Source organism: Pinisolibacter sp. DMC100, assembly GCF_056313705.1.
The window spans coordinates 12,968-38,198 of sequence record NZ_JBQUZT010000001.1 but is presented as its reverse complement, the minus strand read 5'-3'; the positions used below and the strand labels follow the sequence as shown (position 1 = coordinate 38,198).

Genomic DNA, 25,231 nt, shown 5'->3' with positions numbered 1-25,231 from the left:
ATCGGGTGATCAATCGGGCAGCAGGGACCAGCCGAGCTTCATCTTGGCCTGGTAGATGAAGGTGTAGTGCAGCATCGCCTTCATCCAGTGGCCGGCGAGACCGATCTCGCCGAAGGTCAGCGACAGATCGCGTCCGTATTCCGGATATTTCTCGTAGTCGGGCACCACCGGGAAGACCGTCATCGTGGCGGCCGAGCCGGTGAAGAAGTTGCGGCCGGTCGAGGCGACGCAGGCGGCGCCCATCTTGGCCATCGAGGCCGTCCTGGTCGGCGCCGGGGCACCGTCGAGCATGTCGCGGATGCTCTCGGCCACCGCGATCGCCATGGCGGCCGACGGCATGCCGGTGCGCGGCGGGGCCGGGTTGATCGGCGTGCCGTTGACGCTGGTCATCGGCTTGGAGATCAGGTGCGGCGGGGCGAAGGCGATGCCGACGGCGAAGAGGTTGCCGTATGTCGGGTTCTGGTAGGTCGAGGGCCAGTCCTTGGCCGACCATTCGGCATAGGGGCGGGGGGTGTAGTCGCCGTCGACCTTCATGAAGCCGGAGGGCGCGAAGATCTTCGCGGTGATGTCCTCGCCGGCCTTGTCGAAGGCCTTCAGGCCGACGCCGGAGAAGGGCGGGATCAGCATGGCGAAGTCGAAGTCGAGTTCGCCGCGGGTGCCGTCGAGTTGCTCGTAGTGGAGCTTGCCGGCCTCGACCTTGTTGACCGCGGCGCGGGTGATCCACTCGATGTCGCGCTCGACCATCAGGCTCTCGGCGAAGACCTTGCCGTTGGTGATGTAGCCGCCGCGTTCGATGTGGACGCCGCCCATGCCGAAGTCGCCGAGCTCGTATTCGTTGGAGATCCAGACCATCCGCGCCTTGTCGCGGACGCCGGCTTCGCGCAGCACGTGGTCGACGTTGTAGATGTATTCGAAGGCCGCGCCCTGACAGGTGCAGGTGCCGTGACCGGTGCCGATGACGATGGTCTTGTTCTCGCCGCGGCGCATGGCGTCGATCGTCGCCTGCAGCTTGTGGTTCGCCTCGATCGCGTGATCGGCGGTGCACACCGACACGGTGTGGCCGTGGTCGGGGCCGAGGCCCTCGGTCGCGCCGAAGTTCAGCTTCGGGCCGGTGGCGTTGATCAGGTAGTCGTAGGGAACCTTCGCCGTCTGACCGACCTTGGCGCCGCCGGTGTACTCGACCGTGACGAAGGGCGTCGGATGCTCGGCGTCGCCCTCCGGGTGGATCGACACGGCGCGCGCCCGGTGGAAGGGGATGCCGACGCGGGCATAGAGCGTGGCGAGGTCGAAGGTGACCTGTTCCTTGGTCATCTGGCCGACGCCGACCCAGATGTTCGAGGGGATCCAGTTCCACGCCTCGTTCGGCGAGATCACCACGACCTCGTAGGGCGTGCGGGTCTTCGGCCGCCCGCGCAGCAGGTAGCGCGCCGCGGTGTGGCCGGAGATGCCGGCGCCGAGAATGACGATCTGCTTCTTGTCCAGAGTTGCCATGAGACCGGCTCTCCCCCCTCGCTGTCGCCGCTTGTCCTTGCGGATCGGATGTCCGATGCGTCGCCGCGGCTTTATATGAGAACATACTTATATTATGAATTATGGCTTCCCCTCAATAGGTCGGGGAGTAGCGCTTTGGTCGTTGTTCGCCGGGCGTCGGCGCATCGCCGCGCGGGCGCGCGGAGGCGCCCACGAGTGGCATCGGACGACGTGGCAGGAGAGGGGCGATGGCAGCCGGCGGACGAAGCCGGATCAGCCCTCGAAGTCGCGGACCGCGCGCAGGAAGACGTCGGCGAAGCGTTCGAGCTTGGCGGCGCCGACGCCGTGGAGGGCGGCCATCTCGGTCCGCGTCGTCGGCCGGGCACGCGCCATCTCGATCAGGGTGCGATCGGCGAAGACGACGTAGGCCGGGGCGTTGAGCTCGCGGGCGAGGTCGGCGCGGGTGCGCTTCAGTGCGTCGAGGAGGCGCGTCTCCGCCTCGTCGAGGCCGGAGACGGCGAGCTTCTTCTCGATCTTCGCCGATTTCCTGCGGCCCTCGGCGCGGGCGGCCTCGACCACGTCGCGGCGGAAGACGACCGGGCGGGCGCCCTTCAGCACCTCGCCGCCGGCTTCCGTCACGTACCACGCGCCGTGGGCGGTCATGTCGACGTCGGCGAGGCCGGCGGCCAGCATCTGGCGGAAGATCGCCCGCCACTGCGGCCGGGTGAACTCCTTGCCGACGCCGAAGGTCTTGAGCTTTGCGTGGCCGAACTTCTCGATGCGCTCGGTCGTCTCGCCGAGCAGGATGTCGACGAGATGGGTCTCGCCGAAGCGCTGGTCGGTGCGGACCATGGCGGAGAGCGCCTTCTGGGCGGCGAGGGAGCCGTCGAAGGTCTCCACCCCGTCGCGACAGACGTCGCAGTTGCCGCAGGGCTCGCTCTCCTCGCCGAAGAAGGCGAGCAGCACCTGGCGGCGGCAGCGCGGCGTCTCGGCCAGCGCGACGAGCGCGTTGAGGCGCTGGCGCTCGACCCGCTTCTGCTCGTCGCCGGCGTCCGATTCGTCGATCTGACGGCGGCGCAGGATGATGTCGTCGGTGCCGTAGAGGGTCAGCGTGTCGGCGGGCAGGCCGTCGCGGCCGGCGCGGCCGATCTCCTGGTACCAGGCCTCGATCGACTTCGGCAGCGCCGCATGGGCGACGAAGCGGACGTCGGGTTTGTCGATGCCCATGCCGAAGGCGACGGTCGCCACCATGACGACGCCGTCCTCGCGCAGGAACGTGTCCTGCGCCACCGAGCGCGCCTCGCCCTCCATGCCGGCATGATAGGCGAGTGCGCGGTGGCCGGCGCCGCGGAAGGCCTCGGCGAGTTCCTCGGTCTGGCGGCGCGAGGAACAGTAGACGACGCCGCTCTCGTCGCGATGGCCGTCGAGGAAACGGACGAGCTGGCGCCGCGGATCGGCCTTGGGCCGCATGGCGAGGAAGAGGTTCGGCCGATCGAAGCCGTGGACGAAGGTGACGGGCTCGCGGACGAAGAGCCGTTCGCGGATCTCCTCGCGGGTGGCGGCGTCGGCGGTGGCGGTCAGCGCCAGGATGCGCGGATTGCCGAGCTTCTCGGCGAAGGCGCCGATGTCGCGATATTCGGGGCGGAAGTCGTGGCCCCACTGCGAGATGCAGTGCGCCTCGTCGACCGCGATCATCGCCACCTCGGCCCGGGCGAGACGCTCCTGCGTCTCCGGGCGGGCGAGGCGTTCCGGGGCGAGATAGAGGAGCCGCAGGCGGCGGGCGGCGAGATCGTCCATGATCCGGCGCCATTCCTCGGCGTCGGTCGTGGAGTTCAACGCGCCGGCGCAGATGCCGTTCGCCTGCATCTGGGCGACCTGGTTGCGCATCAGGGCGATCAGCGGCGAGACGACGACGACCAGTTCCTCGCGCACCAGCGCCGGCAGCTGGTAGCACATCGACTTGCCGGCACCCGTCGGCATGACGGCGAGCACGTCGGCGCCGTCGAGCACCGCGGCGACGATCTCGTCCTGGCCGGGGCGCAGGTCGGGATAGCCGAAGACCTCGCGCAGCACGGCGCGGGCACGGTCGAGGCGGGGCGAAGACGCGATCATCGGCGGGGAACGACTCCGTGGGGCCTCAGGGCTAACGGGCCGGCGGTCCCACGTCAAACCGTCGCTCGTCCTTCGTTAACCAGTGGCATTGGCGAAGTCTTTGCAACTTGCGGCGATGATCGGCGACAGGGAACGTTGCCGCGTGTGGCGGCGAGGGGCAGAGGACGCATGGCGGTGACCGGCGCGAGCAAGAGCGCGACGGAGATCCTGAAGGGTCTCGGCTTCGTCGATCCGCCGGGACTGGCGCCCGTCCGGCCGCAGCCGCTCGACGCGACGCTGCCGGCGGCGGCGAGCGTGGTGGCGACCCGGGCGCGGGTCGAGCAGATCGACGCGATGCGTTTCGTCGCCTTCTGCACCGTGACGACCATCCACGTCATCGCCGTCGACACGCGGGAACTGAACGCCTACGGCGTGCTGCTGATGGTGCTGCGCTATTCGCTCGCGTTCTTCTTCATGACGTCGGGCTTCATGGCCGGGCTGAAGGCGACCAACGGGCTCGACTACGGCTGGCGCGTCTTCAAGCGGCTCTTCGTGCTCTTCGTCGCCTGGGAGCTGGTCTACAACGGCGTGCACTTCCTGGTGCACGACCTCGGCTATCATCCGCCGCCTTCGTCGATCCCGCAGCCCTACCGGCATCTCGTCGCCACGCTCAACGGCGGCGGCGTCGCCTTCCATCTGTGGTTCCTGCCCTGGCTCGGCGTGTCGATCGCGATCTTCCTGGCGCTCCGGCCCTTCGGTTGGCGGGTGGTGTGGACGGTGTCGCTGGCGCTCTACGCGATCGGGCTGGCGGTCGGGCCCTACAACGAGATGACCGGCGCCTTTCCCTGGGTGGCGCGGATCTATCCCGACGCCGTCGCCTTCACCGGGCGCAACGGGCCGTTCTTCGGGCCGCTCTTCGTCGCCATGGGGGCGTGGTTCGCGGCGCGGCGCGACGAAGTGCCGGCGGTGCCGGTCGCGGCGCTCGCGGTCTTCGTGGCGATCGGGCTCGCGCTCTTCGTCTGGGAGGCGCTGTTCATCTCCGCCCACGGGGTGAAGCCGATCTCCAACTTCAACTTCCTCCTCGGCTCGGCGATCTTCTCGCCGGCGCTGTTCCTCCTGGTGCTGCGGGTGCCGATGGGCCGGATGGCGGCGCGGATCGCCCGGCTCGGCCGTTTCGCCGTCGGCATGTACTGCATCCACGGCCTGTTCACGCTCGGCTGGTGCCTGATCGTGCCCTCGACGAGCCGGCTGTCGGTGCCGATCGCGGCGTCGCTCGCGGTCTCCGCGGCGATCGTCGTCGTCTCGGCGGTCTGCGCCGTCGGGCTCGCGAAGGTGCCGGGGCTCCGGCGCCTCGTCTCGTGATCACGCCGGCCGCGGCGACACCCTTCTCAGCGTCAGATTGATCCGCCCGCCGCGCGGCAGCAGCGTCGAGGAGGCCGGCAGCACGCGGTCGATGCCGTGGAAGGCGAGACGCATCGGCGGGGCGAGCATCAGCACGTCGCCGCTCTCCAACGGAAACGACCGGGTCGGATCGCCGCGCTCCGGCCCGCCCAGGCGAAAACGCGCGGTGTCGCCGAGCGAGATCGACAGCAGAGGCGCGGTGAAATCGGCCTCGTCGCGGTCCTGGTGCAGGCCCATCTTGGCGCCTTCGTCGTAGAAGTTGACGAGGCAGGCCTCGGGCGCGAGATCGTAGCCGGTCACCGCGTTCCACAGATCGAGGAGCACCGGCGGCATCGCCGGCCAGGGCCGTCCGGTCGTCGGATGGGTCGGCTGATAGCGATAGCCCGCGCGGTCGGAGACCCAGCCGAGCGGGCCGCAGTTGGTCATGCGCACCGAGAAGGGCCGCCCGTTTCCCGGCATCACCGGCGTGAAGAGCGGCGCCTCGCGGATCACGCCGCGCAACGCCTCGACGAGGGCCGTCTGGGCGCTGCGGTCGAGCCGGCCGGGGAGGAGCGTGACGCCGTCGGGCAGGGGGGAGGCGGAGCGTTTGGGCATGGCGCGCGGCTCGATCGGGACGGCGGTCATTCTAGGCCGGTCGGCCCGCGCCCGCCACGGCGGAGGCGAATTCGCCGGAAAAGCCGAGCGGCCGCGTCTTGCGGCGCCGAAACGCGCCTCTTATATACCCCGGCGAAGCATGACTTCCGGTCTTTCCCGGAGGTCTTCACAGGTTGAAACCATGGGGTCCCGAGGGGCCCGTCAATCGGGGGCCGTGGGCGAACGCCCTTCCCGAAACGCCCGACAGGGGTTCGGACGGCCCGCCAGAGGAGAAGCATCATGGGCAAGGTGATCGGTATCGACCTCGGCACGACCAACTCGTGCGTCGCCGTCATGGACGGCAAGACCGCCAAGGTCATCGAGAATTCGGAAGGCGCGCGCACCACGCCGTCGATCGTCGCTCTGACCGACGACGGCGAGCGTCTGGTCGGCGTCGCCGCCAAGCGGCAGGCCGTGACCAATCCGGAGCGCACCTTCTTCGCGGTGAAGCGCCTGATCGGCCGCCGCTACGAAGATCCGATGGTCGAGAAGGACAAGCATCTCGTCCCCTACACGATCACCAAGGGCGCCAACGGCGACGCCTGGGTCGAGGCGGACGGCAAGCCCTATTCGCCCTCGCAGATCTCCGCCTTCACGCTCGGCAAGATGAAGGAGACGGCCGAGGCCTTCCTCGGCCAGCCGGTGACGCAGGCCGTCATCACGGTGCCCGCCTACTTCAACGACGCCCAGCGTCAGGCCACCAAGGACGCCGGCCGCATCGCCGGTCTGGAAGTCCTGCGCATCATCAACGAGCCGACGGCTGCGGCGCTCGCCTACGGCCTCGACAAGAAGACCTCCGGCACGATCGCGGTCTACGACCTCGGCGGCGGCACCTTCGACGTGTCGATCCTCGAGATCGGCGACGGCGTCTTCGAGGTGAAGTCGACCAACGGCGACACGTTCCTCGGCGGTGAGGACTTCGACATGCGGCTGGTCGGCTATCTCGCCGACGAGTTCAAGAAGGAGACCGGCATCGATCTCCGCAACGACAAGCTCGCCCTCCAGCGTCTGAAGGAAGCGGCCGAGAAGGCCAAGATCGAGCTGTCGAGTGCCACCCAGACCGAGATCAACCTGCCGTTCATCACCATGGACGCGACCGGTCCGAAGCACCTCAACCTCAAGCTCACCCGCGCCAAGTTCGAGGCGCTGGTCGACGACCTGATCCAGCGCACCATCGAGCCCTGCAAGGCGGCTCTGAAGGACGCCGGTCTCGCCGCCGGTCAGGTCGACGAGGTGGTGCTGGTCGGCGGCATGACCCGCATGCCGAAGGTGCAGGAGATCGTGAAGTCGTTCTTCGGCCGTGAGCCGCACAAGGGCGTCAACCCGGACGAGGTCGTCGCCATCGGCGCCGCGATCCAGGGCGGCGTGCTGCAGGGCGACGTCAAGGACGTCCTGCTGCTCGACGTGACGCCGCTGTCGCTCGGCATCGAGACGCTGGGCGGTGTCTTCACCCGCCTGATCGACCGCAACACCACGATCCCGACCAAGAAGTCCCAGGTCTTCTCGACCGCCGAGGACGGTCAGACCGCGGTGACGATCCGCGTCTTCCAGGGCGAGCGCGAGATGGCGGCCGACAACAAGATGCTCGGCCAGTTCGATCTCGTCGGCATCCCGCCGGCGCCGCGCGGCGTGCCGCAGGTCGAGGTGACCTTCGACATCGACGCCAACGGCATCGTCCAGGTCTCGGCCAAGGACAAAGGCACCGGCAAGGAGCAGCAGATCCGCATCCAGGCCTCGGGCGGTCTGTCGGACGCCGACATCGAGAAGATGGTCAAGGACGCGGAAGCCAACGCGGCCGAGGACAAGAAGCGCAAGGAACTGGTCGAGACCAAGAACCACGCCGAAGGCCTCGCCCATTCCGCCGAGAAGGCGCTGAAGGACTACGGCGACAAGGTCTCGGCGGCCGACAAGTCGGTCATCGAGGCGGCGATCGCCGACACCCGCAAGGCGCTCGAGGGCGACGACGTCGAGGCGATCAAGGCCGCGGCCAACAAGCTCGCCGAGGCCCAGATGAAGCTCGGCGAGGCCATGTACGCGGCCGGTCAGGCGGATGCGGGCGCGGCCGAGGCCGGCCATGCCGAGCCCAAGCGCGAAGACGTGGTCGACGCCGACTTCGAGGAAGTCAAGGACGACCACAAGAAGCACTGATCGAGGTGTTTCCCCGTGACGTGACGAAGCGCGACCCGGTGTGATTTTCCACGCCGGGTCGCGCCGTATCTCCCGGGCGGCATTCGGACCCGCGAACGACGGATCGACCATGGCCAAGCGCGACTACTACGAGGTTCTCGGCGTTTCCCGGACCGCCGACGAGAAGGAGCTGAAGAGCGCCTTCCGCAAACTCGCCATGCAGTATCACCCGGATCGCAATCCGGGCGACGGAGCGGCGGAAGCGGCCTTCAAGGAGATCAACGAGGCCTACGACTGCCTCAAGGACGGCCAGAAGCGGGCCGCCTACGATCGCTTCGGCCACGCCGCCTTCGAGGGCGGCGGCATGGGCGGGGGCGGCGGCGCCGGCTTCAACGGCGACTTCGCCCAGACCATGTCGGACATCTTCGAGAACTTCTTCGGAGGCGACTTCGGCGGGCGCGGCGGCGGTGGTCGCGGCGGGCGCGAGCGCGGCGCCGACCTGCGCTACAACATGGAGATCTCCCTCGAGGAGGCCTTCGCCGGCAAGCAGATCGAGATCAAGGTGCCGACCACGGTCACCTGCGAGGTCTGTTCCGGCACCGGCGCCAAGGCCGGCACCCAGGCCCAGACCTGCCGCACCTGCGGCGGTCACGGCCGGGTCCGTGCGGTGCAGGGCTTCTTCACCATCGAACGCACCTGCCCGACCTGTCAGGGCCGCGGTCAGGTCATCCCCGACCCCTGCAAGGCCTGCGGCGGGTCGGGCCACACGTCGGTGGAGAAGACGCTCGCCGTCAACATTCCGGCCGGCATCGAGGACGGCAACCGGATTCGGCTCGCCGGCGAGGGCGAGGCGGGGACGCGCGGCGGCCCGCCGGGCGACCTCTACATCTTCGTCTCGATCAAGCCGCACGCCTTCTTCCAGCGCGACGGGGCGGACGTGTTCTGCGCCGTGCCGATCTCGATGACCACGGCGGCGCTCGGCGGCATGATCGACGTGCCGACGCTGTCGGGCGAGACCGCCAAGGTGAAGATCCCGGAGGGCACCCAGTCGGGCAAGCGCATCCCGCTCAAGGGCAAGGGCATGCCGATCCTCCGGACGCGCGGCTACGGCGATCTCTACATCCAGGTCGGCGTCGAGACGCCGCGCAACCTGACCAAACGCCAGCGCGAGCTGCTCGAGGAGTTCGAGAAGGACTGCTCCGGCGACACCCATCCCGAGTCCCACGGATTCTTCGCCAAGATGAAGGGCTTCTTCGACAATCTGGGGGGGTGAGCCGGGTCGCATTTCAGCCGGCGCCATTGTAACGTCACGGGAGTGCCGCAGGGTCGCGGCGACCCGATCTCATCGAGCCGGAGCCACCCATGGGACACCCCAAGTTGCGCGAAACCACCGGCGACCTGCGCCACAAGGTTCTCGACGAGGTCCGCTTCCTCAAGAACTGGATCGACAAGCCGCTGATCACCGGCGCGGTGGCGCCGTCTTCGCCGCAGCTGGCCCGCGCCATGGCCGCCTATGTCGATCCGGCGCGGCCGGGCTTCGTGGTCGAGCTCGGACCCGGCACCGGCGTCGTCACCCAGGCGCTGATCGAGCGCGGCATCGCGCCGGAGCGAATCGTCTCGATCGAGTACAACGGCGACTTCTGCTCGCTGCTGCGCCAGCGCTATCCCGGCGTCCACTTCGTCCACGGCGACGCCTATCGCATGGCACAGTCGATCGCCGGCCTCGTCGGCACCGAGGCGCGGCCGCTGGCGGCGGTGGTGTCGAGCCTGCCGCTCTTCACTCGGCCGCTGCCCGAACGCGTCCGCCTGCTCGACGATTCCTTCTCGCGGATGGAGCCGGGAGCACCCTTCATCCAGTTCTCCTACGCGCTGGTCTCGCCGGTTCCGCACGGGGCGACGCGTTTCGACATCGAACGGTCGAACTGGGTGGTGCGCAACCTGCCGCCCGCCCGCGTCTGGGTCTATCGCCGCTTCGACTGAGCCCTCCCACCGCTTGGCCGAACGGCCCGACGCGGCTATGACGGGGGCGACCAGACAGGGAGCTCCGACCATGGCCTTCACCGCCGCCCATCCCCGCGATCGCCTGATCCTCGGCCTCGACCTGCCGTCGGTTTCCGACGCGGAGGAAGCCGTGCGCCAGACCCGCGGCGCGGTCGGCGTCTACAAGATCGGCTATCGGCTGGTCTTCGCCGGCGGTCTCGGACTGGTCGAACGGCTGGTGGGCGAGGGCGAGAAGGTCTTTCTCGACGTCAAACTGCTCGACATCGACAACACGATCGAGGAAGGCATCGAATCGATCCTGAAGCTCGGGGTCGACTGGGTGACGCTGCACGCCTACCCGAAGGCGATGCGGGCGGCGGTGGCCGCGCGCGACGCGCATGGGGCGGGGCGCACGAAACTCCTCGGCGTGACGGTGCTGACCTCGATGGACGACGCCGACCTGAAGGCGGCGGGCTACGGCACCGCGGTCGCCGATCTGGTCGAGGCGCGGGCACGCGACGCGGTCGCCGCCGGCATGGACGGCATCGTCTGTTCGGCGGCGGAAGCGGCGCGGCTCCGCGCCGCGGTCGGACCCGATCTGGCGCTGGTCACTCCCGGCGTCCGCCCGGCGGGGGCGGCGGCCGGCGACCAGAAGCGGGTGACGACGCCGGGCGACGCGATCCGCGCCGGCGCCGACCTCCTCGTGGTGGCGCGGCCGATCCTCGGCGCGTCCGATCGGCGTGCGGCGGCGGAGAGAATCGTCGCCGAAATCGCCGAGGCATGCGAAAAACGCTGACCCGAAATCGTCATGTATTACTGAAGCGCCGCAGCAATAATATTGCTGCGTTGCGATAGTTCGACCGCGAGTCCGACGATCTGCGTCTTAAGTAGCTATACGAAGGACGGGCTATCGCCAAAGATTGCGCAAAGGCAAATTTCTGCCATGGCAGATCGCATTCCGGGGCGAGTCTGCTCAGGACCGGGGGGAGACCGTAGTCCGCTCTATCTGCGAGCCGATGGTGTTCGTTCATCTGGGGATGGACGGCAGGCTTCGCGGTTCGGGCTCGACGGATCTCCCCGAAAAAAATCAGAATCCAAGGGAGGTATTCATCGTGAGTAACGATGTCATCCAGAAGGTTCGGGCCAACCCGAAGTTCGCCGAGCTGGTGCACAAGCGGAACAGCCTGGCGCTGACGCTGACGATCACCATGCTCGTCATCTACTACGGCTTCATTCTCCTCGTCGGCTACGCCAAGCCGTTCCTGGCGACGCACATCGGGTCCAACCTGATGACCTACGGCGTGCCGATCGGCATCGGCGTCATCGTCTCGGCCTTCGTGCTGACCGGCATCTACGTCCGCAAGGCGAATGCCGAATTCGACACGCTCACTGCCCAGATCGTCGAGGAGACCAAGTGATGAACCGCATTCTGACGCTCCTCACGACGGCCGCGGTCACCGCGCTGCCGACGCTCGCCATGGCGGCCGGCGTCGACGCCGCCGACATCAAGCAGCAGGCGACGAACTTCCCGGCGATCATCATGTTCGTGATCTTCGTCGGCATCACGCTCGGCATCACCTACTGGGCGGCGCGCAAGACCAAGTCGGCCGCGTCCTTCTACACCGCCGGCGGCGGCATCACCGGCTTCCAGAACGGTCTGGCGATCGCCGGCGACTACATGTCGGCGGCCTCGTTCCTCGGCATCACCGGCCTCGTCTACGGCTCGGGCTACGACGGCCTGATCTTCTCGGTGGGCTGGCTGGTCGGCTGGCCGATCGTGACCTTCCTGGTCGCCGAACAGCTGCGCAATCTCGGCAAGTTCACCTTCGCCGACGTGGCCTCGTTCCGCTTCGCCCAGACCCCGATCCGCACGCTCGCGGCCTGCGGCTCGCTGGTCACCGTGGCCTTCTATCTGATCGCCCAGATGGTGGGCGCCGGCAAGCTGATCCAGATCCTGTTCGGCCTGCCCTATCTCTGGGCCGTCATGATCGTCGGCGTGCTGATGATCGTCTACGTCACCTTCGGCGGCATGACCGCGACCACGTGGGTGCAGATCATCAAGGCCTGTCTGCTGCTCGGCGGCGCCACCTTCATGGCCCTCATGGTCATGATCAAGTTCGGCTTCTCGCCGGAGGCCCTGTTCAAGGCGGCCGTCGACATCCATCCCAAGCATGCGGCGATCATGGGCCCCGGCTCGCTGATCACCGATCCGATCTCGGCGATCTCGCTCGGCATGGCGCTGATGTTCGGTACCGCCGGTCTGCCGCACATCCTGATGCGCTTCTTCACCGTGAAGGACGCCAAGGCCGCGCGCAAGTCCGTGTTCTACGCCACCGGCTTCATCGGCTACTTCTACATCCTGACCTTCATCATGGGCTTCGGCGCGATCGCGCTGATCGCCGGCAACACCGCGTCCCCGGCCACCAACCCCTTCATGGACCAGTCTCTGGTCGCGGCGGGCAAGGACGTGATCGCGGCGATCCGTGGCGGCTCCAACATGGCGGTCATGCATCTGGCCAACGCGGTCGGCGGCGAATACTTCCTCGGCTTCATCGCCGCGATCGCCTTCGCCACCATCCTGGCCGTCGTCTCGGGCCTGGCGCTCGCCGGTGCCTCGGCGATCTCCCACGACCTCTACGCCTCGGTGTTCCGTCGCGGCCGGGTCAACGAGGTCGACGAGATGCGCGTCTCGAAGATGGCGTCGGTCGGCCTCGGCATCCTCGCCGTCGGCCTGGGCATCGCCTTCGAGAACCAGAACGTCGCCTACATGGTGGGCCTGGCCTTCGCGATCGCCGCGTCGTGCAACTTCCCGGTTCTGCTGATGTCGGTGTTCTGGAAGGGCATGACCACCCGCGGTGCCTTCATCGGCGGCTTCCTCGGCCTGATCTCGGCGGTGGCCATGGTGGTCATGGGTCCGACCGTGTGGGTCGCGGTGCTCGGCAACGTGAAGGGCTCCAACCCCTTCCCGTACGACAACGTCGCGATCTTCTCGATGCCCATCGCCTTCATCGGCATCTGGCTGTTCTCCGTGCTCGACGGCTCGGCCCGCGCGCAGGAAGACAAGGACGGCTTCGAGGCTCAGTACATCCGCTGCCAGACCGGCATCGGTGCGTCGGGCGCCGCCTCGCACTGAGTTCGATCCCGGACCGGGGCGGTCTCCGCTCCGGTCCACCTTCCGACGGTCGGGGCCTTCCCGATCGTCCGAGTTCCGAACGGCCGGGCGCTCGAGAGGGCTTCCGGCCGTTCGTCCCTCGATCGGGGCGGGACGAGGGGCCCGTCCGGATCGCCGGTCCCGTCACGACCCGCGGCCCGCGGGCAACGATCACGCGCGGCGCCCGCCGGGGGTCGCGATCGCCCGGTGATATCCATGCCCAGATCCTTCGACACCAAGAGCCCGCCCTTCGATCGCCTGAGCGAGGCGGAGGCGGCCGAACTCGTCGCCTCTCTCGACATCGGCTACTGGCCTGAGGGCGAGACGATCCTCGCGCGCGGCGCGCCGTCGGAGCACTATCACGTCGTCCTCAAGGGCGCGGTGGAGGAGCACGACGACGACGGGCACGTGGTGGCGGTGCTCGGGCCGAAGGAGACCTTCGGGGCTCGCGCCGTGGTCCACGGCGGTGCCGGTGCGCGCTACGTCGCCTGCGAGGAGACGCTGACCTATCTCGTCCCGCGGGCGACGCTTCTCGACCTCATCCACCGCAATCCCGGCTTCGCCGCGTTCTTCTACCAGGACATCTCGCGCAAGCTCGCCGAAGCCGCCAAGGGCGACCGGGGCGAGGGTCTCGAAGGTGTGCTGCGCACCCGCATCTGCGAGGCGCGGCTGCGTCCGCCGGTCTTCATCGACGCCTCGGCGACGATCGAGGAGACCGAGCGGCGGATGACCGACACCGACACCAACAGCCTCCTGGTGCTCGGCGCCGATCAGGTCGGCATCGTGACGCGGACCAATCTGTCCAAGGCGGCGATCCTGTCGAAGCTGCCGCTGTCGACGCCGGTCGGCGAGTGCACCAGCTGGAACCTGATCACCGTCGGTGACGACGAGTTCGTCTTCGACGCGCTGATCACCATGACGCGCCACAACAAGCGACGGCTGGTGGTGACGCGCGACCGCGACACCGTCGGCGTGCTCGAGGACATCGACATCCTCGGCCTCTTCGCCGGCAACTCGCAGCTGATCCCCGGCCGCATCGACCGGGCGCGGTCGATCGACGATCTGGCGGGGGCGGCGGCCGACATCCAGTCCCAGGTCGAGCGGCTGCATCGCCAGGGCATCAAGGTCCACGACATCGCGGCGATCACCTCGGACCTCAACCGCCATCTCTTCCGCAAGCTGTTCGAGACGATCGCGCCGGAGAGCATCCGCGAGAGCGGTTGCCTGATGGTGATGGGCTCGGAGGGCCGCGGCGAACAGACCGTGCGCACCGACCAGGACAACGGCCTTCTCCTGGCGAAGCCCGTGCCGGCGGAGGACCTCGAACAGTTCCGCAGCGAGTTCCAGGGGGCGCTCGCCCGGTTCGGCTTCCCGCCGTGTCCCGGCAACGTGATGGTGTCGAACCCGATCTGGTCGCAGACGCTCGACGACTTCCTCGTCCAGCTGAAGCGCTGGGTCCACCTGCCCGACGAAGACAGCCCGATGAATCTCGGCATCTTCTTCGACGCGGTGGCGGTGGCCGGCGACGCCGAGCTGCTGGCGAAGGCCAAGCGGGCCTTCATCGAGATGATGGCGGGCGAGACCGCGGCGATCGCCCATTTCGCCAAGGCGATCGACCAGTTCCCGGGGCCGGGCGGCATCGTCTCGTCGATCCTCGCCACCGTCGGCCGCGAGGAGGCGATCGACCTCAAGAAGTCGGGCACCTTCCCGATCGTCCACGGCATCCGCAGTCTCGCCATCGAGAAGGGGCTGACCCAGACCTCGACGGTGGAACGCATCCAGGCGATCGCGGCGACCCATCTCTTCGACGAGGCCTTCGCACGCGACCTCACCGAGGCCTTCGGCTGGTTCGTGCAGCTGCGCCTGCGCTCGCAGCTCCGGGCGCATCTGGCGGGCACCACCGAGGGCGAATCGCTGCTGCGTCCGTCCGATCTGACGACGCTCGAGCGCGACCTGATGCGCGACGCGCTGCGGGTGGTGAAGCAGTTCCGCGAGATCGTGCGCAACCACTTCAAGCTCGGCATGTTCTGAGGGGGCGGCCATGTTCGACTGGGCGAGACGCCGCCTCGACCTGATGCGGCTCAAGGACGAACGCTGGCGGACCCTCTTCGCCGAGGATCCCTCCGGCGAGGTGGTGTCGGTCGATTGCGAGACCACCGGTTTCGACACGAGACACGACGACATCATCTCGATCTCGGCGATCCGTATCGCCGGCAACCGGATCCTGACGTCGCAGTCCTTCGACGCCTATGTGCGGCCGGAAGCCGAGATGCGGGCGGATGCCATCCGCGTCCACCAGCTGCGCGCCAAGGACGTGGCGGATGCCCGGCCGATGCGCGAGGTGCTGCCGGAGTTCCTCGACTTCCTCGGGGGGCGGCCGCTGGTCGGCTACTGGATCGACTACGATGCGGCGATGATCGGCCGTTACGTGAAGGACTACTACGGCTTTCGCCTGCCCAACCGCCGCATCGAGGTCTCGGCGCTCTACTACGAGCGCAAGTACGGCGATGCGCCGCAGGGTACCCAGATAGACCTCTCCTTCGCCGCGATCACCCGCGACCTGGGCCTGCGGACCCTGACGCTGCACGACGCCTTCAACGACGCGCTTTCGGCGGCCGAGATGTATGTCCAGTTGAAGGACATGCAGAGCCGCGGGGTGCGCATCGCGCGCGCCAGGACCCACGACGCGACGGCCGGAATCACCGCCGGATGACGGCGAAAAGCGTGACTTCCGCATTGCGGGACTTGCGTCCGGAAGCGGGACGGGCGAAGGTCTTCGCCCCCGGTCGCACGACCGGACGGAATCCCTCCATCCGCGCATTTCGCGCGGGCCACAGCCGGACCTTCGGAACACATCGATGAAAGTGACCGTCGAGCGCGCGCAGCTGGTGAAGTCCCTGACCCACGTCCATCGGGTCGTGGAGCGCCGCAACACCATCCCGATCCTCTCGAACGTCCTCCTGCGCGCCGAAGGCGGCGAGTTGAAGCTGAAGGCGACCGATCTCGACATCGAGATCTCCGAGGCCATTCCGGCGGTCGTCTCCGAGCCGGGCGCCACCACGGTGCCGGCGCACATGATCCACGACATCGTGCGCAAGCTGCCGGACGGCGCCCAGGTGGAACTCGCCACCCGTCCCGACGGCGCGACGCTCGACATCCGCTCGGGCCGGTCGAAGTTCTCGCTGCAGATGCTGCCGGAGAGCGACTTCCCCGACCTCACGGCCGGCACCTTCAGCCACACGTTCACGCTGGCGGCCGCCGATCTGAAGCGTCTGGTCGACCGCACCTGGTTCGCGATCTCCACCGAGGAGACGCGCTACTACCTCAACGGCATCTATTTCCACGCGGTGGAGAACGGCGGCGGGCTGAAGTTCCGCGCGGTCGCCACCGACGGCCACCGGCTGGCGCGTGCCGAGATCGAGGCGCCGCACGGGTCGGAGGACATGCCGGGCGTCATCGTGCCGCGCAAGACCGTCGGCGAGATCCAGAAGCTGGTCGAGGACCCCGAGGCCAAGGTCACGGTCGAGCTGTCCGACAGCAAGATCCGCCTGACCTTCCTGGGCAAGGACGGCGAGAACCCGTCTGTCGGCATCGTGCTGACGTCGAAGCTGATCGACGGCACCTTCCCGGACTACGGTCGCGTCATCCCGCAGGGCAACGACAAGCTGATGCGCGTCGACCGCGGCGAGTTCGCCACCGCCGTCGACCGCGTGTCCACGATTTCGTCCGAGCGCGGCCGCGCCGTGAAGCTGACGATGAGCGAGGGCAAGCTGGTGCTCTCCGTCACCAACCCGGACAGCGGTTCGGCGACGGAAGAACTGCCGGTCGAGTACGATCAGGAGACGCTCGACATCGGCTTCAACAGCCGCTACCTGCTCGACATCGCCGGTCAGCTCGAGACCGAGAGCGCGCTCTTCCGCTTCTCCGATCCGGGGTCGCCGACCCTGATCTCGGACGACGCCGAGCCCTCGACGGCGCTCTACGTGCTGATGCCGATGCGGGTGTGACGCCCATCTCGCGGAATTCATGAAAACGGCCGGCGGAGCGATCCGCCGGCCGTTTCGCATTTCGGGGTCGGGCGTGTCACGCCTCGACGAACCGGGCGCCGAGGCCCTCCATCAGGCCGCGGAAGGACGGGAAGGACGTCGCGATCATGGCCGTGTCGTCGACCGTCACGGCCGCGTCGGCGGCCATCCCGAGGACCAGGAAGCTCATGGCGATGCGGTGGTCGAGGTGGGTCGCCACCTTTCCGCCGCCGATCTTCACGCCCGCCCTGCGGCCGGCGACGACGAGGCTCGCCGCGCCCTCGGTGCAGGCGATGGCGTTGGCCTCGAGGCCGCGGGCGACGGCGGCGAGGCGGTCGCTCTCCTTGACGCGCAGTTCCTCGAGCCCCTCCATCACGGTGGGGCCTTCGGCGAAGGCGGCGGCGATCGACAGGATCGGGTACTCGTCGATCATCGCCGGAGCGCGCTCCGGCGGCACCACGACGCCCTTCAGCGTCGAGGCACGGACATGGACGTCGCCGATGCGCTCGCCGCCCGAGAGGCGCTCGTTCTCGATCGTCAGGTCCGCGCCCATCTCGATCAGCGTCTGGAAGAGGCCGGTTCGCAGCGGGTTCAGCAGCACGTTCTCGACGGTGACGTCGGAGCCCGGCACGATCAGGCCGGCGACGACCGCGAAGGCGGCCGACGACGGGTCGCCGGGGACGACGACGTGTTGCGCCTTCAGCTCCGGCCTGCCCTTCAGACGGATGACGCGGGTGCCGTCGGCGTCGATCTCGACCGAGAGCTCGGCGCCGAAGCCCTCGAGCATGCGTTCGGTGTGGTCGCGGGTGGCGACGGGTTCGATCACCGTGGTGGTGCCGGCCGCGCCGAGGCCGGCGAGCAGCACCGCCGACTTCACCTGCGCCGAGGCCATCGGCACGCGGTAGGTGATCGGCAGCAGGCTCTTCGGCCCGCGCAGGGTCAGCGGCAGGCGGTCGCCGGCGCGGGCGATCACCTCGACGCCCATGGCGCGCAGCGGATCGAGCACGCGCCCCATGGGGCGGCGCGACAGCGAGGCGTCGCCGACGAAGGTGGCGGCGATCGCATGGCCGCCGACGAGACCCATGGTGAGGCGCGAGCCGGTGCCGGCATTGCCGAAGTCGAGGACGCTCTCGGGCTCCAGCAGGCCGCCACAGCCGAGCCCCGAGACGCGCCAGGCGCCTTCGCCGTCGCGGATGACGCCGGCGCCCAGCGCCGCCATGGCGCGGCCGGTCGCCAGCACGTCGTCGGCCTCGAGCAGGCCCTCGATGCGGGTCTCGCCGAGCGAAACCGCGCCGAACATCAGCGAGCGATGGGAGATCGACTTGTCGCCCGGCACACGAATCCGGCCCTTCAGGCTCGCGCCCGCGCGGGCGGAAAGCGGCATCGGCGTGGCGGCGTGGCTCATGATCGTCCTCGTATGTCTCGGCCGGATCTCGTTCGGGCGCCCCTCCTAGCACGCGCGCCGACGGGCGTCATCCGACGGAAGGGCCGGAATGCGGCGCTCCGACGCGAAATCGGGTTTTGACACTCATGGTTTCTCGGACTAGAGGGGAAGACCTTTCCATCTCCAATGAGCGAGACGATCCGTGGCGAAACCCGAACTCGGCACCAAGCGCCTCTGCCAGAACTGCGGCACCAAGTACTACGACCTCAACCGCGATCCGATTCTGTGCCCCAAGTGCGGAACGGCCTTCACGATCTCGGCGGTGGCGCTGCGCGCCAAGGCCGCTCCGGTCGAGGAAGAAGAAGAGGTCGAGACCGAGGAGGCCCAGGTCGATTTCGTCAGCCTCGAGGAGGCCGATGCCGAACAGGGCGGCGGCGAGGACGTGCCGGAGATCGAGGACGAGGAGATCGCCGACATCGGCGACGACGACACGTTCCTCGAAGCGGACGACGAGGACGAGGACATCGACGGCATCGACATCGACGTCGAGACCGAAGACGAGGAGCGCTGAGGCGCTCCCACCCCGGAAATCCGTCACTCTCGGACGGATTTTCCACAGTTCTGCCCGTGACTTCGAAAAAAAAGTGACGGTCCGAGCGAAAGGGGCTTGATCAGGGGCGGCGATGCCTTTAGAGATCGCCGCCGTCGCCGGGGTTACCCAAGCCCGGCCGGAGACAGTGGGGCCATAGCTCAGTTGGGAGAGCGCTTGAATGGCATTCAAGAGGTCAGGGGTTCGACTCCCCTTGGCTCCACCAAATCTCCTCCGAAAGGCCCCGGTTCGCCGGGGCTTTTTCGTTTTCGGGACCCTGCCGCCGATCTCCGAGGCCTTCGCCGTCGCCCGCCCCGCCGGCGATCAGGCGGAGGCGGCGTTCAGCATGGCGACGACGGCGTAGACCTGCAGCACGATGCCGAGGACGAGGGCCACGGCGAAGAGCTTCCACAGGAGGCCCGCAGAGGCCGCGAAGGCGAGGGCCGCGCCGCCGAGGGGGCCTGCGACGGCCATCAGCGCCTCGCCGACCATCATGGTGATCAGCAGGCGGGCGTGGACCTCGGAGGCGACGGTGCCGGCGTCGTTGGCCATGGCGCCGGCCATCAGCGACATGACGAACCAGACGGCCGCCAGGCCCAACCAGACGACGGTGAAGACGATACCGAGAATCACACGACGTCCCTCCGTCGGAAGACGCCGCCCGATGCGGCACCTCTCGCCCATCCTATTGGGGCGGACCGGGACGGCAAGAGGCGGCGTCGCCAGCCTTCGTTAAGCATTCGCGGGCAGGATGAACGGATGTCGCCGCCAGCCGTCGTTGGGAGTATCCGGCCATGCTGCCTCGCGTTCTCGAACGTCTCGAAGTCCTGAAGGCCGAAATCTCGGCGATCGATCCCGAAGGGCGCACCGACGCCGCCGACCGGGTGGCCGAGATCGCCGTCGCCCTGCGGGCCGAACTGGCGGGTCTCACCGCGGTGACACAGGCGACGAAAGACCATCGTCCAGAAGCGGTCTCGACCTCCACGGCGGCTTGATTCTTCTCGATTTTTCGTGCGACGCTGACGTTCCGTGACCGCGGAGGCGGTCGCGTGTACGTGCGTCTCCCGGGGAGGGGAAGTGTCATGCCGACGGAAATCCTCGAGCAACTGAAAGTTCTGCGTGCCAACGTCGCCGAGGCCTTGAAGAAGGATCCGCGCTATCTGACGCTGCAGGCCCTCGACAAATCGATCGCCGAGATCGGCGGGGTGCTGTCCGCCTCGGGTCTCCTGCCTGCCGAGAAGACGTCCGCGGCGGCGCCGCAGCCGCTCGCCGGCCTCGACGCGCCGGCCGCCGCGGCTCCTGCCAAGGCCGCGCCCGCCAAGGCGGCGCCGGCCGAGGCGGAGGACGAGGGCGAGGACGGCGAGGGCGACGAGGAGCCTTCCAGACCGGCGGCGGCCCTCGCCGCGTCACCCCCGGCTCCGGCCGTTGCCCCGACCAAGGGCTCGGGCTCCGGTCTCGCCAAGGCCGCCGGCCTCGCCGCCGCGGCCGGGCTCGCCGCCCTGGCGGTCGGGGTCGCGGCCTCGTCGTCCGCTTCGGCGCACGAGAGCGACGCTGCCGCCGACGAGGGCGAAGCCGACAAGGGTGAAGCCGACGAGGGTGACGGGGACGAGGCCGAGGAGAAGGCCGAGGCCGCGGGTGAGACCGACGTCGCCGAGGCGGGCGACGACGGGGTCGACGAGGCGCCCGAGGCGGCTGCCGATGCCGAAGGGGACGACGTCGAAGGCGACGAGGTCGCGGACGGCGACGAGGCCGAAGAGGCGTCCGCCGACGCCGGCGACGACGAGCCGTCCGACGAGGCGGGCGAGAGTGTCGAGGCCGACGCCGACGATGCCGCCGACGCGAAGCCCGCGCCGCTCGCGTCCTCGGCTGCCGGTGCCGGGTCGAGCGTCGTCGAGGGACGGTCGTCGGGCTATCGGGCGATGGCGGCGCGCGCCGAGGCGCCGGAATATGCGCCCGGCATTTCGATCAAATACGCCAAGCTGCCGAACCGGGTCGACCTGCGCTCGCTGATGACGCCGGTCGAGGACCAGGGGCAGACCAACTCCTGCGTCGCCAATGCGGTCGCGGGTGCCTGGGAGTACTGGGTCAAGCGGGCGACGCGGCAGCAGACCGACGTGTCGCGGCTCTTCGTCTACTACAACGCCCGCTGGCGCGGCGGCGATCAGGACAAGGACGAGGGTGCGGTCATCCAGCTGGCTATGGAGAGCCTCGCCAAGTTCGGTGCCTGCCCGGAGAAGGCCTGGCCCTTCGACAAGCGACTGATCCTGAAGAAGCCGGGCCAGGAGGCCTATCGCGAGGGCTACGGCAATCGCGTCCAGGACATGGCCAAGGTGCCGCTCGAGCTCGACGCCTGGAAGCAGGCGCTGGCGGAAGGCCGGCCGATCGTCTTCGGCGTGGCGCTGTTCAAGTCGTTCGACGAGGCCTCCAAGCGCGGCGGCGTCGTGCCGATGCCCTCGCCCGAGGACGTCGGCCGCGCCTCGCACGGCGGTCACGCCATGTGCGCGGTCGGCTACAACGAGGCCGAACGGGTCTTCATCGTGCGCAATTCGTGGGGTGGGGAGTGGGGCGACAAGGGCTATTGCTACATGCCCTACGACTACCTGATGAACCCGAAGTTCAACTTCGGCGACAGCTGGGTCTTCGTGCCGCGCGTGCCGCTGCCGCCGCCGCGCGAGGTGTGGTCTGACACGCTCGATCCGGTGACCAACGACGGTCGCGGCGTCGACTTCCCGATCTCGCCCTTCCGGATCGAGGACTACGCCAGCATCGTCATCGATCTCTTCGCCGACACGATCCTGCCGTTCCAGACCACGGTGTCGGAGGAATGGTCGAGCTACGTCTCCTGGGCCTCGGAAGGCCGCTGGAGCATGCTCGAGACCTTCGACGTCACGACCTATCTCGAAGAGACCTCGATCGAGGAAACCACGATCGAGGAGACGACCGAGGAGAGCCTCGAGGAGTCCTCCGAGGAGACGGTCGAGGAGGAGGAGATCTCCGAGGAGGAGACCTCGGAAGAGGAGGAGACGTCCGACGACGAGGATGACGAGGACGACTCAGAGGACGACGACGACGATTCCGACGAGGAAGGCGACGACGAGTCCGAGGACGACGAGGAATCGGACGACGAGGACGACTCCGAAGAGGCGGACTCCGAAGACGACTCCGAGGATGACGAATCCGACGACGAGGCCGACGAGGACGACTCAGAGGACGACGGCGACGACGAGGAGTCGGACGACGACGAGTCCGAAGAGGACGAGGACGACTCGGACGGCGAAGACGAATCCGAGGACGACTCCGAAGACGACGACGGCGGTGACGACGACTCCGGCGACGATGACGACGGTGGCGACGATGACGGCGGCGACGATGACGGCGGCGACGATGACGGTGGCGACGATGACGGCGGCGACGACGACGGCGGCGGGGACGACGAGGAGGAGTGATCGCCGCAGGCGGTCGATCGACGGGATCGGGGCGACGGGAAACCGTCGCCCTTTCTCGTCTTCGGATCGTGTCGGGAAGCGGTCGTGGTCGGCGCGGGCGCGCGGGCGGCGTCAGTCGCCGCCGCCGTCTCCACCGTCGCCGCCGTCATGGCCATGGTGGCCGTCGCCGTCGGGGGTGACGGCATCGCCGCCGGTGCGTCGACGGTCGCGGGCCTCCTCGTCGCCGACGTCGACCGCGGCGAGGCCGGCAATCCACCACAGGAAGGCGCTGCCCACGACCGCGCAGACGAGGATCGTCACGGGCAGCTTCTCGCCGCTCCACAGGCTGTCGAACCACTGGGTGAAGCGTGCCGCCTCGACGGCGAACTTGCCGCCCATGCGCTCGAGCTGCATCTCCTGCACGCGGGTGCGCTCGAAGGTGGTCGAGGCCTCTTGGCCCAGATCGCCGAAGAGGCGCAGCCAGCCGGCGGCGCCGAGGCCGGCGACGAGGGTCGCCGCGGCGGCGAGGCGCAGGCGGCTCGCGACGGGCGGAACGGTCGTCGCGACCGGGCTTCCCGAGCGGTTCGAACGGCGAAGGGTCGCGGCGGGATCGGGCTTCATCGGCGACCTCGCTGTTCGTGTCAGGTACGGTCGGGGCGTTCGGCGACCATCAGGTAGTTCACGTCGAGATCGCCGCTCTTCAGCGACCACGACCAGCGCAGCGGGTCGAAGACCATGCCGCAGGCCGCCTGGACCTCGAGGCCGGTCGCCTCGACGCCGCGTTCGAGTTCGCGCGGGGTGACGAACTTCGACCAGGTGTGGGTGCCCGGCGGCAGCCAGCGCATGATGTACTCGGCGCCGACGACGGCGAGGGCGAAGCTCTTGGGCGTGCGGTTGAGCGTCGCCAGGAACAGGAGGCCGCCGGGGCGGACGAGGCGGGCGATCGTCTCCAGAAAGAGCCGCAGGTCGGAGACGTGTTCGACGATCTCCATGGCGACGACGACGTCGAAGGTGGCGCCCTCGGCGGCCAGTTCCTCGGCGGTGCCGGCGCGCCAGGCGACGTCGATGCCGTCCTTCTCGGCCTGGACGCGGGCGGCCTCGACATTGGCGGCGCCGGCGTCGACGCCGGTCGCCACGGCGCCGAGGCGGGCGAGCGGAATGGTGAGGAGACCGCCGCCGCAGCCGACGTCGCAGACCGTCAGGCCGTCGAGGGCGCGGGTGTCGTCCTCGGAGCGGCCGAAATGCCGGCAGATCTCGCGTTTCAGCCAGGAGAGGCGGACCGGATTCATCTCGTGCAGTGGCCGGAGACGGCCCTTGGGATCCCACCACTCGGCGGCCATGGCCTCGAAATTGCCGATCTCCGTCTCGTCGACGGTGGCGCGGGCGTGGGGGATGGTCATGGGGTCTGGTCCTCGTCTGGCGTTCCGGAAGGTAGCCGGCGGGCGGGCGAGGTCAAGCGCGGCGAGGGGGCGGAGGGCGCGCCGTCGGCGAAACCACGGAGAAAACGCGGCGTTGCGCCGCGAAAGCCTTCGATGTATCAAGCGCCCGACCCGTGACGCGGGGCGCCGAGGTGCGCCGCGTCGCATCTTTCGGCATCGATCGCGAGTGGCACGATGGCCCGTCTGGTCCTGAAATTCGGCGGCACGTCCGTCGCCAACGTCGAACGCATCCGCAACGTCGCCCGCCACGTGGCGCGCGAGGTGAAGGCCGGCCATCAGGTCGCGGTCGTCGTCTCCGCCATGTCCGGCGTGACGAACCAGCTGGTCGCCTATGTCCAGGACGCCGCCAAGAGCGGCGAGGCCAAGGCCGGGCTCTACGACCAGATGGAATACGACGCGGTGGTCGCCTCGGGCGAACAGGTGACGTCCGGACTGCTCGCCATCGTGCTGCAGTCGATGGGCATCCCGGCGCGCTCGTTCCAGGGCTGGCAGATCCCGCTGGTCACCGACGACGCCCACGGCGCCGCCCGCATCATGGACATCGACGGCGCCCGGCTGATCGACGTGATGAGCGGCGGCGAGGTGGCGGTGATCGCCGGCTTCCAGGGCATCGGCCCGACGGGGCGGATCGCCACGCTGGGCCGCGGCGGCTCGGACACGTCGGCGGTCGCGATCGCGTCGGCGGTCTCGGCCGATCGCTGCGACATCTACACCGACGTCGACGGCGTCTACACCACCGACCCGCGCATCGTCTCCAAGGCGCGGCGGCTGGAGAAGGTCGCCTTCGAGGAAATGCTCGAGATGGCCTCGCTCGGCGCCAAGGTGCTGCAGGTCAGGTCGGTCGAGCTGGCCATGGTCAAGAAGGTGCGCACCTTCGTGCGCTCGAGCTTCGAAGATCCCGACACCGTCGGGGTCGACGCCAACGGCAACCCGCCGGGAACTCTCATTTGCGACGAGGACGAGATCGTGGAAACTCAGGTCGTCACCGGTATCGCCTACTCCAAGGACGAGGCGCAGGTCTCGCTGCGCCGCGTCGCCGACAAGCCGGGCGTCGCCGCCCGCGTCTTCGGTCCGCTGGCGGAGGCCAACATCAACGTCGACATGATCGTGCAGAACACGTCGCCGGACGGTTCCACGACCGACATCACCTTCACCGTGCCGGAAGCCGAACTCGCCCGCGCCACCGCGGTGCTCGAGGCGGCCCAGGCCGACATCGGCCCGACGGTCATCGAGTCGTCGTCGGACGTGGTCAAGGTGTCGGTGATCGGCATCGGTATGCGCTCCCACGCCGGCGTCGCCGCCCAGGCCTTCCAGGCGCTGGCCTCCAAGGGCATCAACATCCGCGCCATCACCACGTCCGAGATCAAGATCTCCGTGTTGATCGACGCGGCCTATACCGAGCTGGCGGTGCGCACCCTCCACACCGCCTACGGTCTCGACAAGGCCTGATCGGCCGACTGCCCGGGCGCGACCGCCGGTCGCGCCCGGCGGATTCCCCATGGTGACGGCGATCCGA

At 68.7% G+C, this 25,231-nt stretch carries 21 protein-coding genes and 1 tRNA gene; 15 read left to right on the top strand and 7 right to left on the bottom strand.

Features of this window, described 5'->3' with window-relative positions; genetic code table 11:
- Nucleotides 1-9: 9 nt before the first annotated feature.
- Both ACT541_RS00150 and recQ read right to left on the bottom strand, forming a co-directional pair.
- On the bottom strand, nt 10-1,491 hold the full coding sequence (locus tag ACT541_RS00150) for an NAD(P)/FAD-dependent oxidoreductase (RefSeq protein ID WP_476133326.1): 1,482 nt from the start codon (nt 1,489-1,491) through the stop codon (nt 10-12).
- Nucleotides 1,492-1,743: 252 nt separating this feature from the next.
- Nucleotides 1,744-3,582: a DNA helicase RecQ gene (gene recQ, locus ACT541_RS00145; RefSeq protein ID WP_476133324.1), complete on the bottom strand. Its 1,839-nt coding sequence runs from the start codon at nt 3,580-3,582 to the stop codon at nt 1,744-1,746.
- Nucleotides 3,583-3,750: 168 nt separating this feature from the next.
- On the opposite strand from recQ, the gene ACT541_RS00140 reads away from it, so the two are divergent.
- Nucleotides 3,751-4,923, top strand: a complete 1,173-nt coding sequence (locus ACT541_RS00140; protein WP_476133322.1) for an acyltransferase — start codon at nt 3,751-3,753, stop codon at nt 4,921-4,923.
- Here ACT541_RS00140 and ACT541_RS00135 read toward each other — a convergent pair whose 3' ends face one another.
- A complete protein-coding gene (locus ACT541_RS00135; RefSeq protein ID WP_476133321.1) occupies nt 4,924-5,556 on the bottom strand; it encodes an alpha-ketoglutarate-dependent dioxygenase AlkB family protein in 633 nt (210 codons plus the stop codon).
- 279 nt (nt 5,557-5,835) lie between these two features.
- Here ACT541_RS00135 and dnaK point away from each other — a divergent pair, with 279 nt between their 5' ends.
- From dnaK to dnaN, 9 genes are all read left to right on the top strand, one after another.
- Nucleotides 5,836-7,743: a molecular chaperone DnaK gene (gene dnaK / locus ACT541_RS00130; protein ID WP_476133319.1), complete on the top strand. Its 1,908-nt coding sequence runs from the start codon at nt 5,836-5,838 to the stop codon at nt 7,741-7,743.
- Nucleotides 7,744-7,852: 109 nt separating this feature from the next.
- On the top strand, nt 7,853-8,995 hold the full coding sequence (dnaJ, locus tag ACT541_RS00125) for a molecular chaperone DnaJ (RefSeq protein ID WP_476133318.1): 1,143 nt from the start codon (nt 7,853-7,855) through the stop codon (nt 8,993-8,995).
- Nucleotides 8,996-9,084: 89 nt separating this feature from the next.
- Nucleotides 9,085-9,702 carry a class I SAM-dependent methyltransferase gene (locus ACT541_RS00120; RefSeq protein ID WP_476133316.1) on the top strand — a complete coding sequence of 206 codons (618 nt, stop codon included), beginning with the start codon at nt 9,085-9,087 and terminating at the stop codon, nt 9,700-9,702.
- Nucleotides 9,703-9,772: 70 nt separating this feature from the next.
- Nucleotides 9,773-10,498, top strand: coding sequence for an orotidine-5'-phosphate decarboxylase (pyrF, locus tag ACT541_RS00115; protein ID WP_476133315.1), 726 nt, complete (start codon nt 9,773-9,775; stop codon nt 10,496-10,498).
- A 316-nt stretch (nt 10,499-10,814) separates the two neighbouring features.
- Nucleotides 10,815-11,120 carry a DUF485 domain-containing protein gene (locus ACT541_RS00110; RefSeq protein ID WP_476133313.1) on the top strand — a complete coding sequence of 102 codons (306 nt, stop codon included), beginning with the start codon at nt 10,815-10,817 and terminating at the stop codon, nt 11,118-11,120.
- Nucleotides 11,120-12,835: a cation acetate symporter gene (locus ACT541_RS00105; protein ID WP_476133312.1), complete on the top strand. Its 1,716-nt coding sequence runs from the start codon at nt 11,120-11,122 to the stop codon at nt 12,833-12,835. The genes ACT541_RS00110 and ACT541_RS00105 overlap by 1 nt, the downstream gene beginning before the upstream one ends.
- Nucleotides 12,836-13,069: 234 nt before the next feature.
- On the top strand, nt 13,070-14,884 hold the full coding sequence (locus tag ACT541_RS00100; RefSeq protein WP_476133311.1) for a putative nucleotidyltransferase substrate binding domain-containing protein: 1,815 nt from the start codon (nt 13,070-13,072) through the stop codon (nt 14,882-14,884).
- 10 nt (nt 14,885-14,894) lie between these two features.
- Nucleotides 14,895-15,566, top strand: coding sequence for a 3'-5' exonuclease (locus tag ACT541_RS00095; RefSeq protein WP_476133309.1), 672 nt, complete (start codon nt 14,895-14,897; stop codon nt 15,564-15,566).
- A 145-nt stretch (nt 15,567-15,711) separates the two neighbouring features.
- Nucleotides 15,712-16,860: a DNA polymerase III subunit beta gene (dnaN, locus tag ACT541_RS00090; protein WP_476133308.1), complete on the top strand. Its 1,149-nt coding sequence runs from the start codon at nt 15,712-15,714 to the stop codon at nt 16,858-16,860.
- Between the two features lie 76 nt (nt 16,861-16,936).
- Here dnaN and aroA read toward each other — a convergent pair whose 3' ends face one another.
- A complete protein-coding gene (gene aroA, locus ACT541_RS00085) occupies nt 16,937-18,283 on the bottom strand; it encodes a 3-phosphoshikimate 1-carboxyvinyltransferase (RefSeq protein WP_476133306.1) in 1,347 nt (448 codons plus the stop codon).
- A gap of 181 nt (nt 18,284-18,464) precedes the next feature.
- On the opposite strand from aroA, the gene ACT541_RS00080 reads away from it, so the two are divergent.
- Nucleotides 18,465-18,833 (top strand): TIGR02300 family protein, encoded by a 369-nt coding sequence (locus ACT541_RS00080; protein ID WP_476133304.1) that lies wholly within the window; start codon nt 18,465-18,467, stop codon nt 18,831-18,833.
- Between the two features lie 168 nt (nt 18,834-19,001).
- Nucleotides 19,002-19,077 (top strand) — tRNA-Ala (locus ACT541_RS00075).
- Nucleotides 19,078-19,175: 98 nt separating this feature from the next.
- Here the strand turns inward: ACT541_RS00075 and ACT541_RS00070 are convergent.
- Nucleotides 19,176-19,484 carry a hypothetical protein gene (locus ACT541_RS00070; RefSeq protein WP_476133302.1) on the bottom strand — a complete coding sequence of 103 codons (309 nt, stop codon included), beginning with the start codon at nt 19,482-19,484 and terminating at the stop codon, nt 19,176-19,178.
- A gap of 161 nt (nt 19,485-19,645) precedes the next feature.
- Here ACT541_RS00070 and ACT541_RS00065 point away from each other — a divergent pair, with 161 nt between their 5' ends.
- The gene (locus ACT541_RS00065; protein ID WP_476133300.1) at nt 19,646-19,846 is read left to right on the top strand and encodes a hypothetical protein; all 201 of its coding nucleotides are present in this window, start codon (nt 19,646-19,648) and stop codon (nt 19,844-19,846) included.
- 87 nt (nt 19,847-19,933) lie between these two features.
- A complete protein-coding gene (locus ACT541_RS00060) occupies nt 19,934-22,297 on the top strand; it encodes a C1 family peptidase (protein ID WP_476133298.1) in 2,364 nt (787 codons plus the stop codon).
- A 111-nt stretch (nt 22,298-22,408) separates the two neighbouring features.
- Here the strand turns inward: ACT541_RS00060 and ACT541_RS00055 are convergent, their stop codons facing one another.
- Together ACT541_RS00055 and ubiG are read right to left on the bottom strand one after the other, a co-directional pair.
- On the bottom strand, nt 22,409-22,897 hold the full coding sequence (locus tag ACT541_RS00055; protein ID WP_476133297.1) for a hypothetical protein: 489 nt from the start codon (nt 22,895-22,897) through the stop codon (nt 22,409-22,411).
- A 20-nt stretch (nt 22,898-22,917) separates the two neighbouring features.
- A complete protein-coding gene (ubiG, locus tag ACT541_RS00050) occupies nt 22,918-23,676 on the bottom strand; it encodes a bifunctional 2-polyprenyl-6-hydroxyphenol methylase/3-demethylubiquinol 3-O-methyltransferase UbiG (RefSeq protein WP_476133295.1) in 759 nt (252 codons plus the stop codon).
- 213 nt (nt 23,677-23,889) lie between these two features.
- Here ubiG and ACT541_RS00045 point away from each other — a divergent pair, with 213 nt between their 5' ends.
- Nucleotides 23,890-25,164 (top strand): aspartate kinase, encoded by a 1,275-nt coding sequence (locus tag ACT541_RS00045; protein WP_476133293.1) that lies wholly within the window; start codon nt 23,890-23,892, stop codon nt 25,162-25,164.
- Nucleotides 25,165-25,231: the final 67 nt, after the last annotated feature.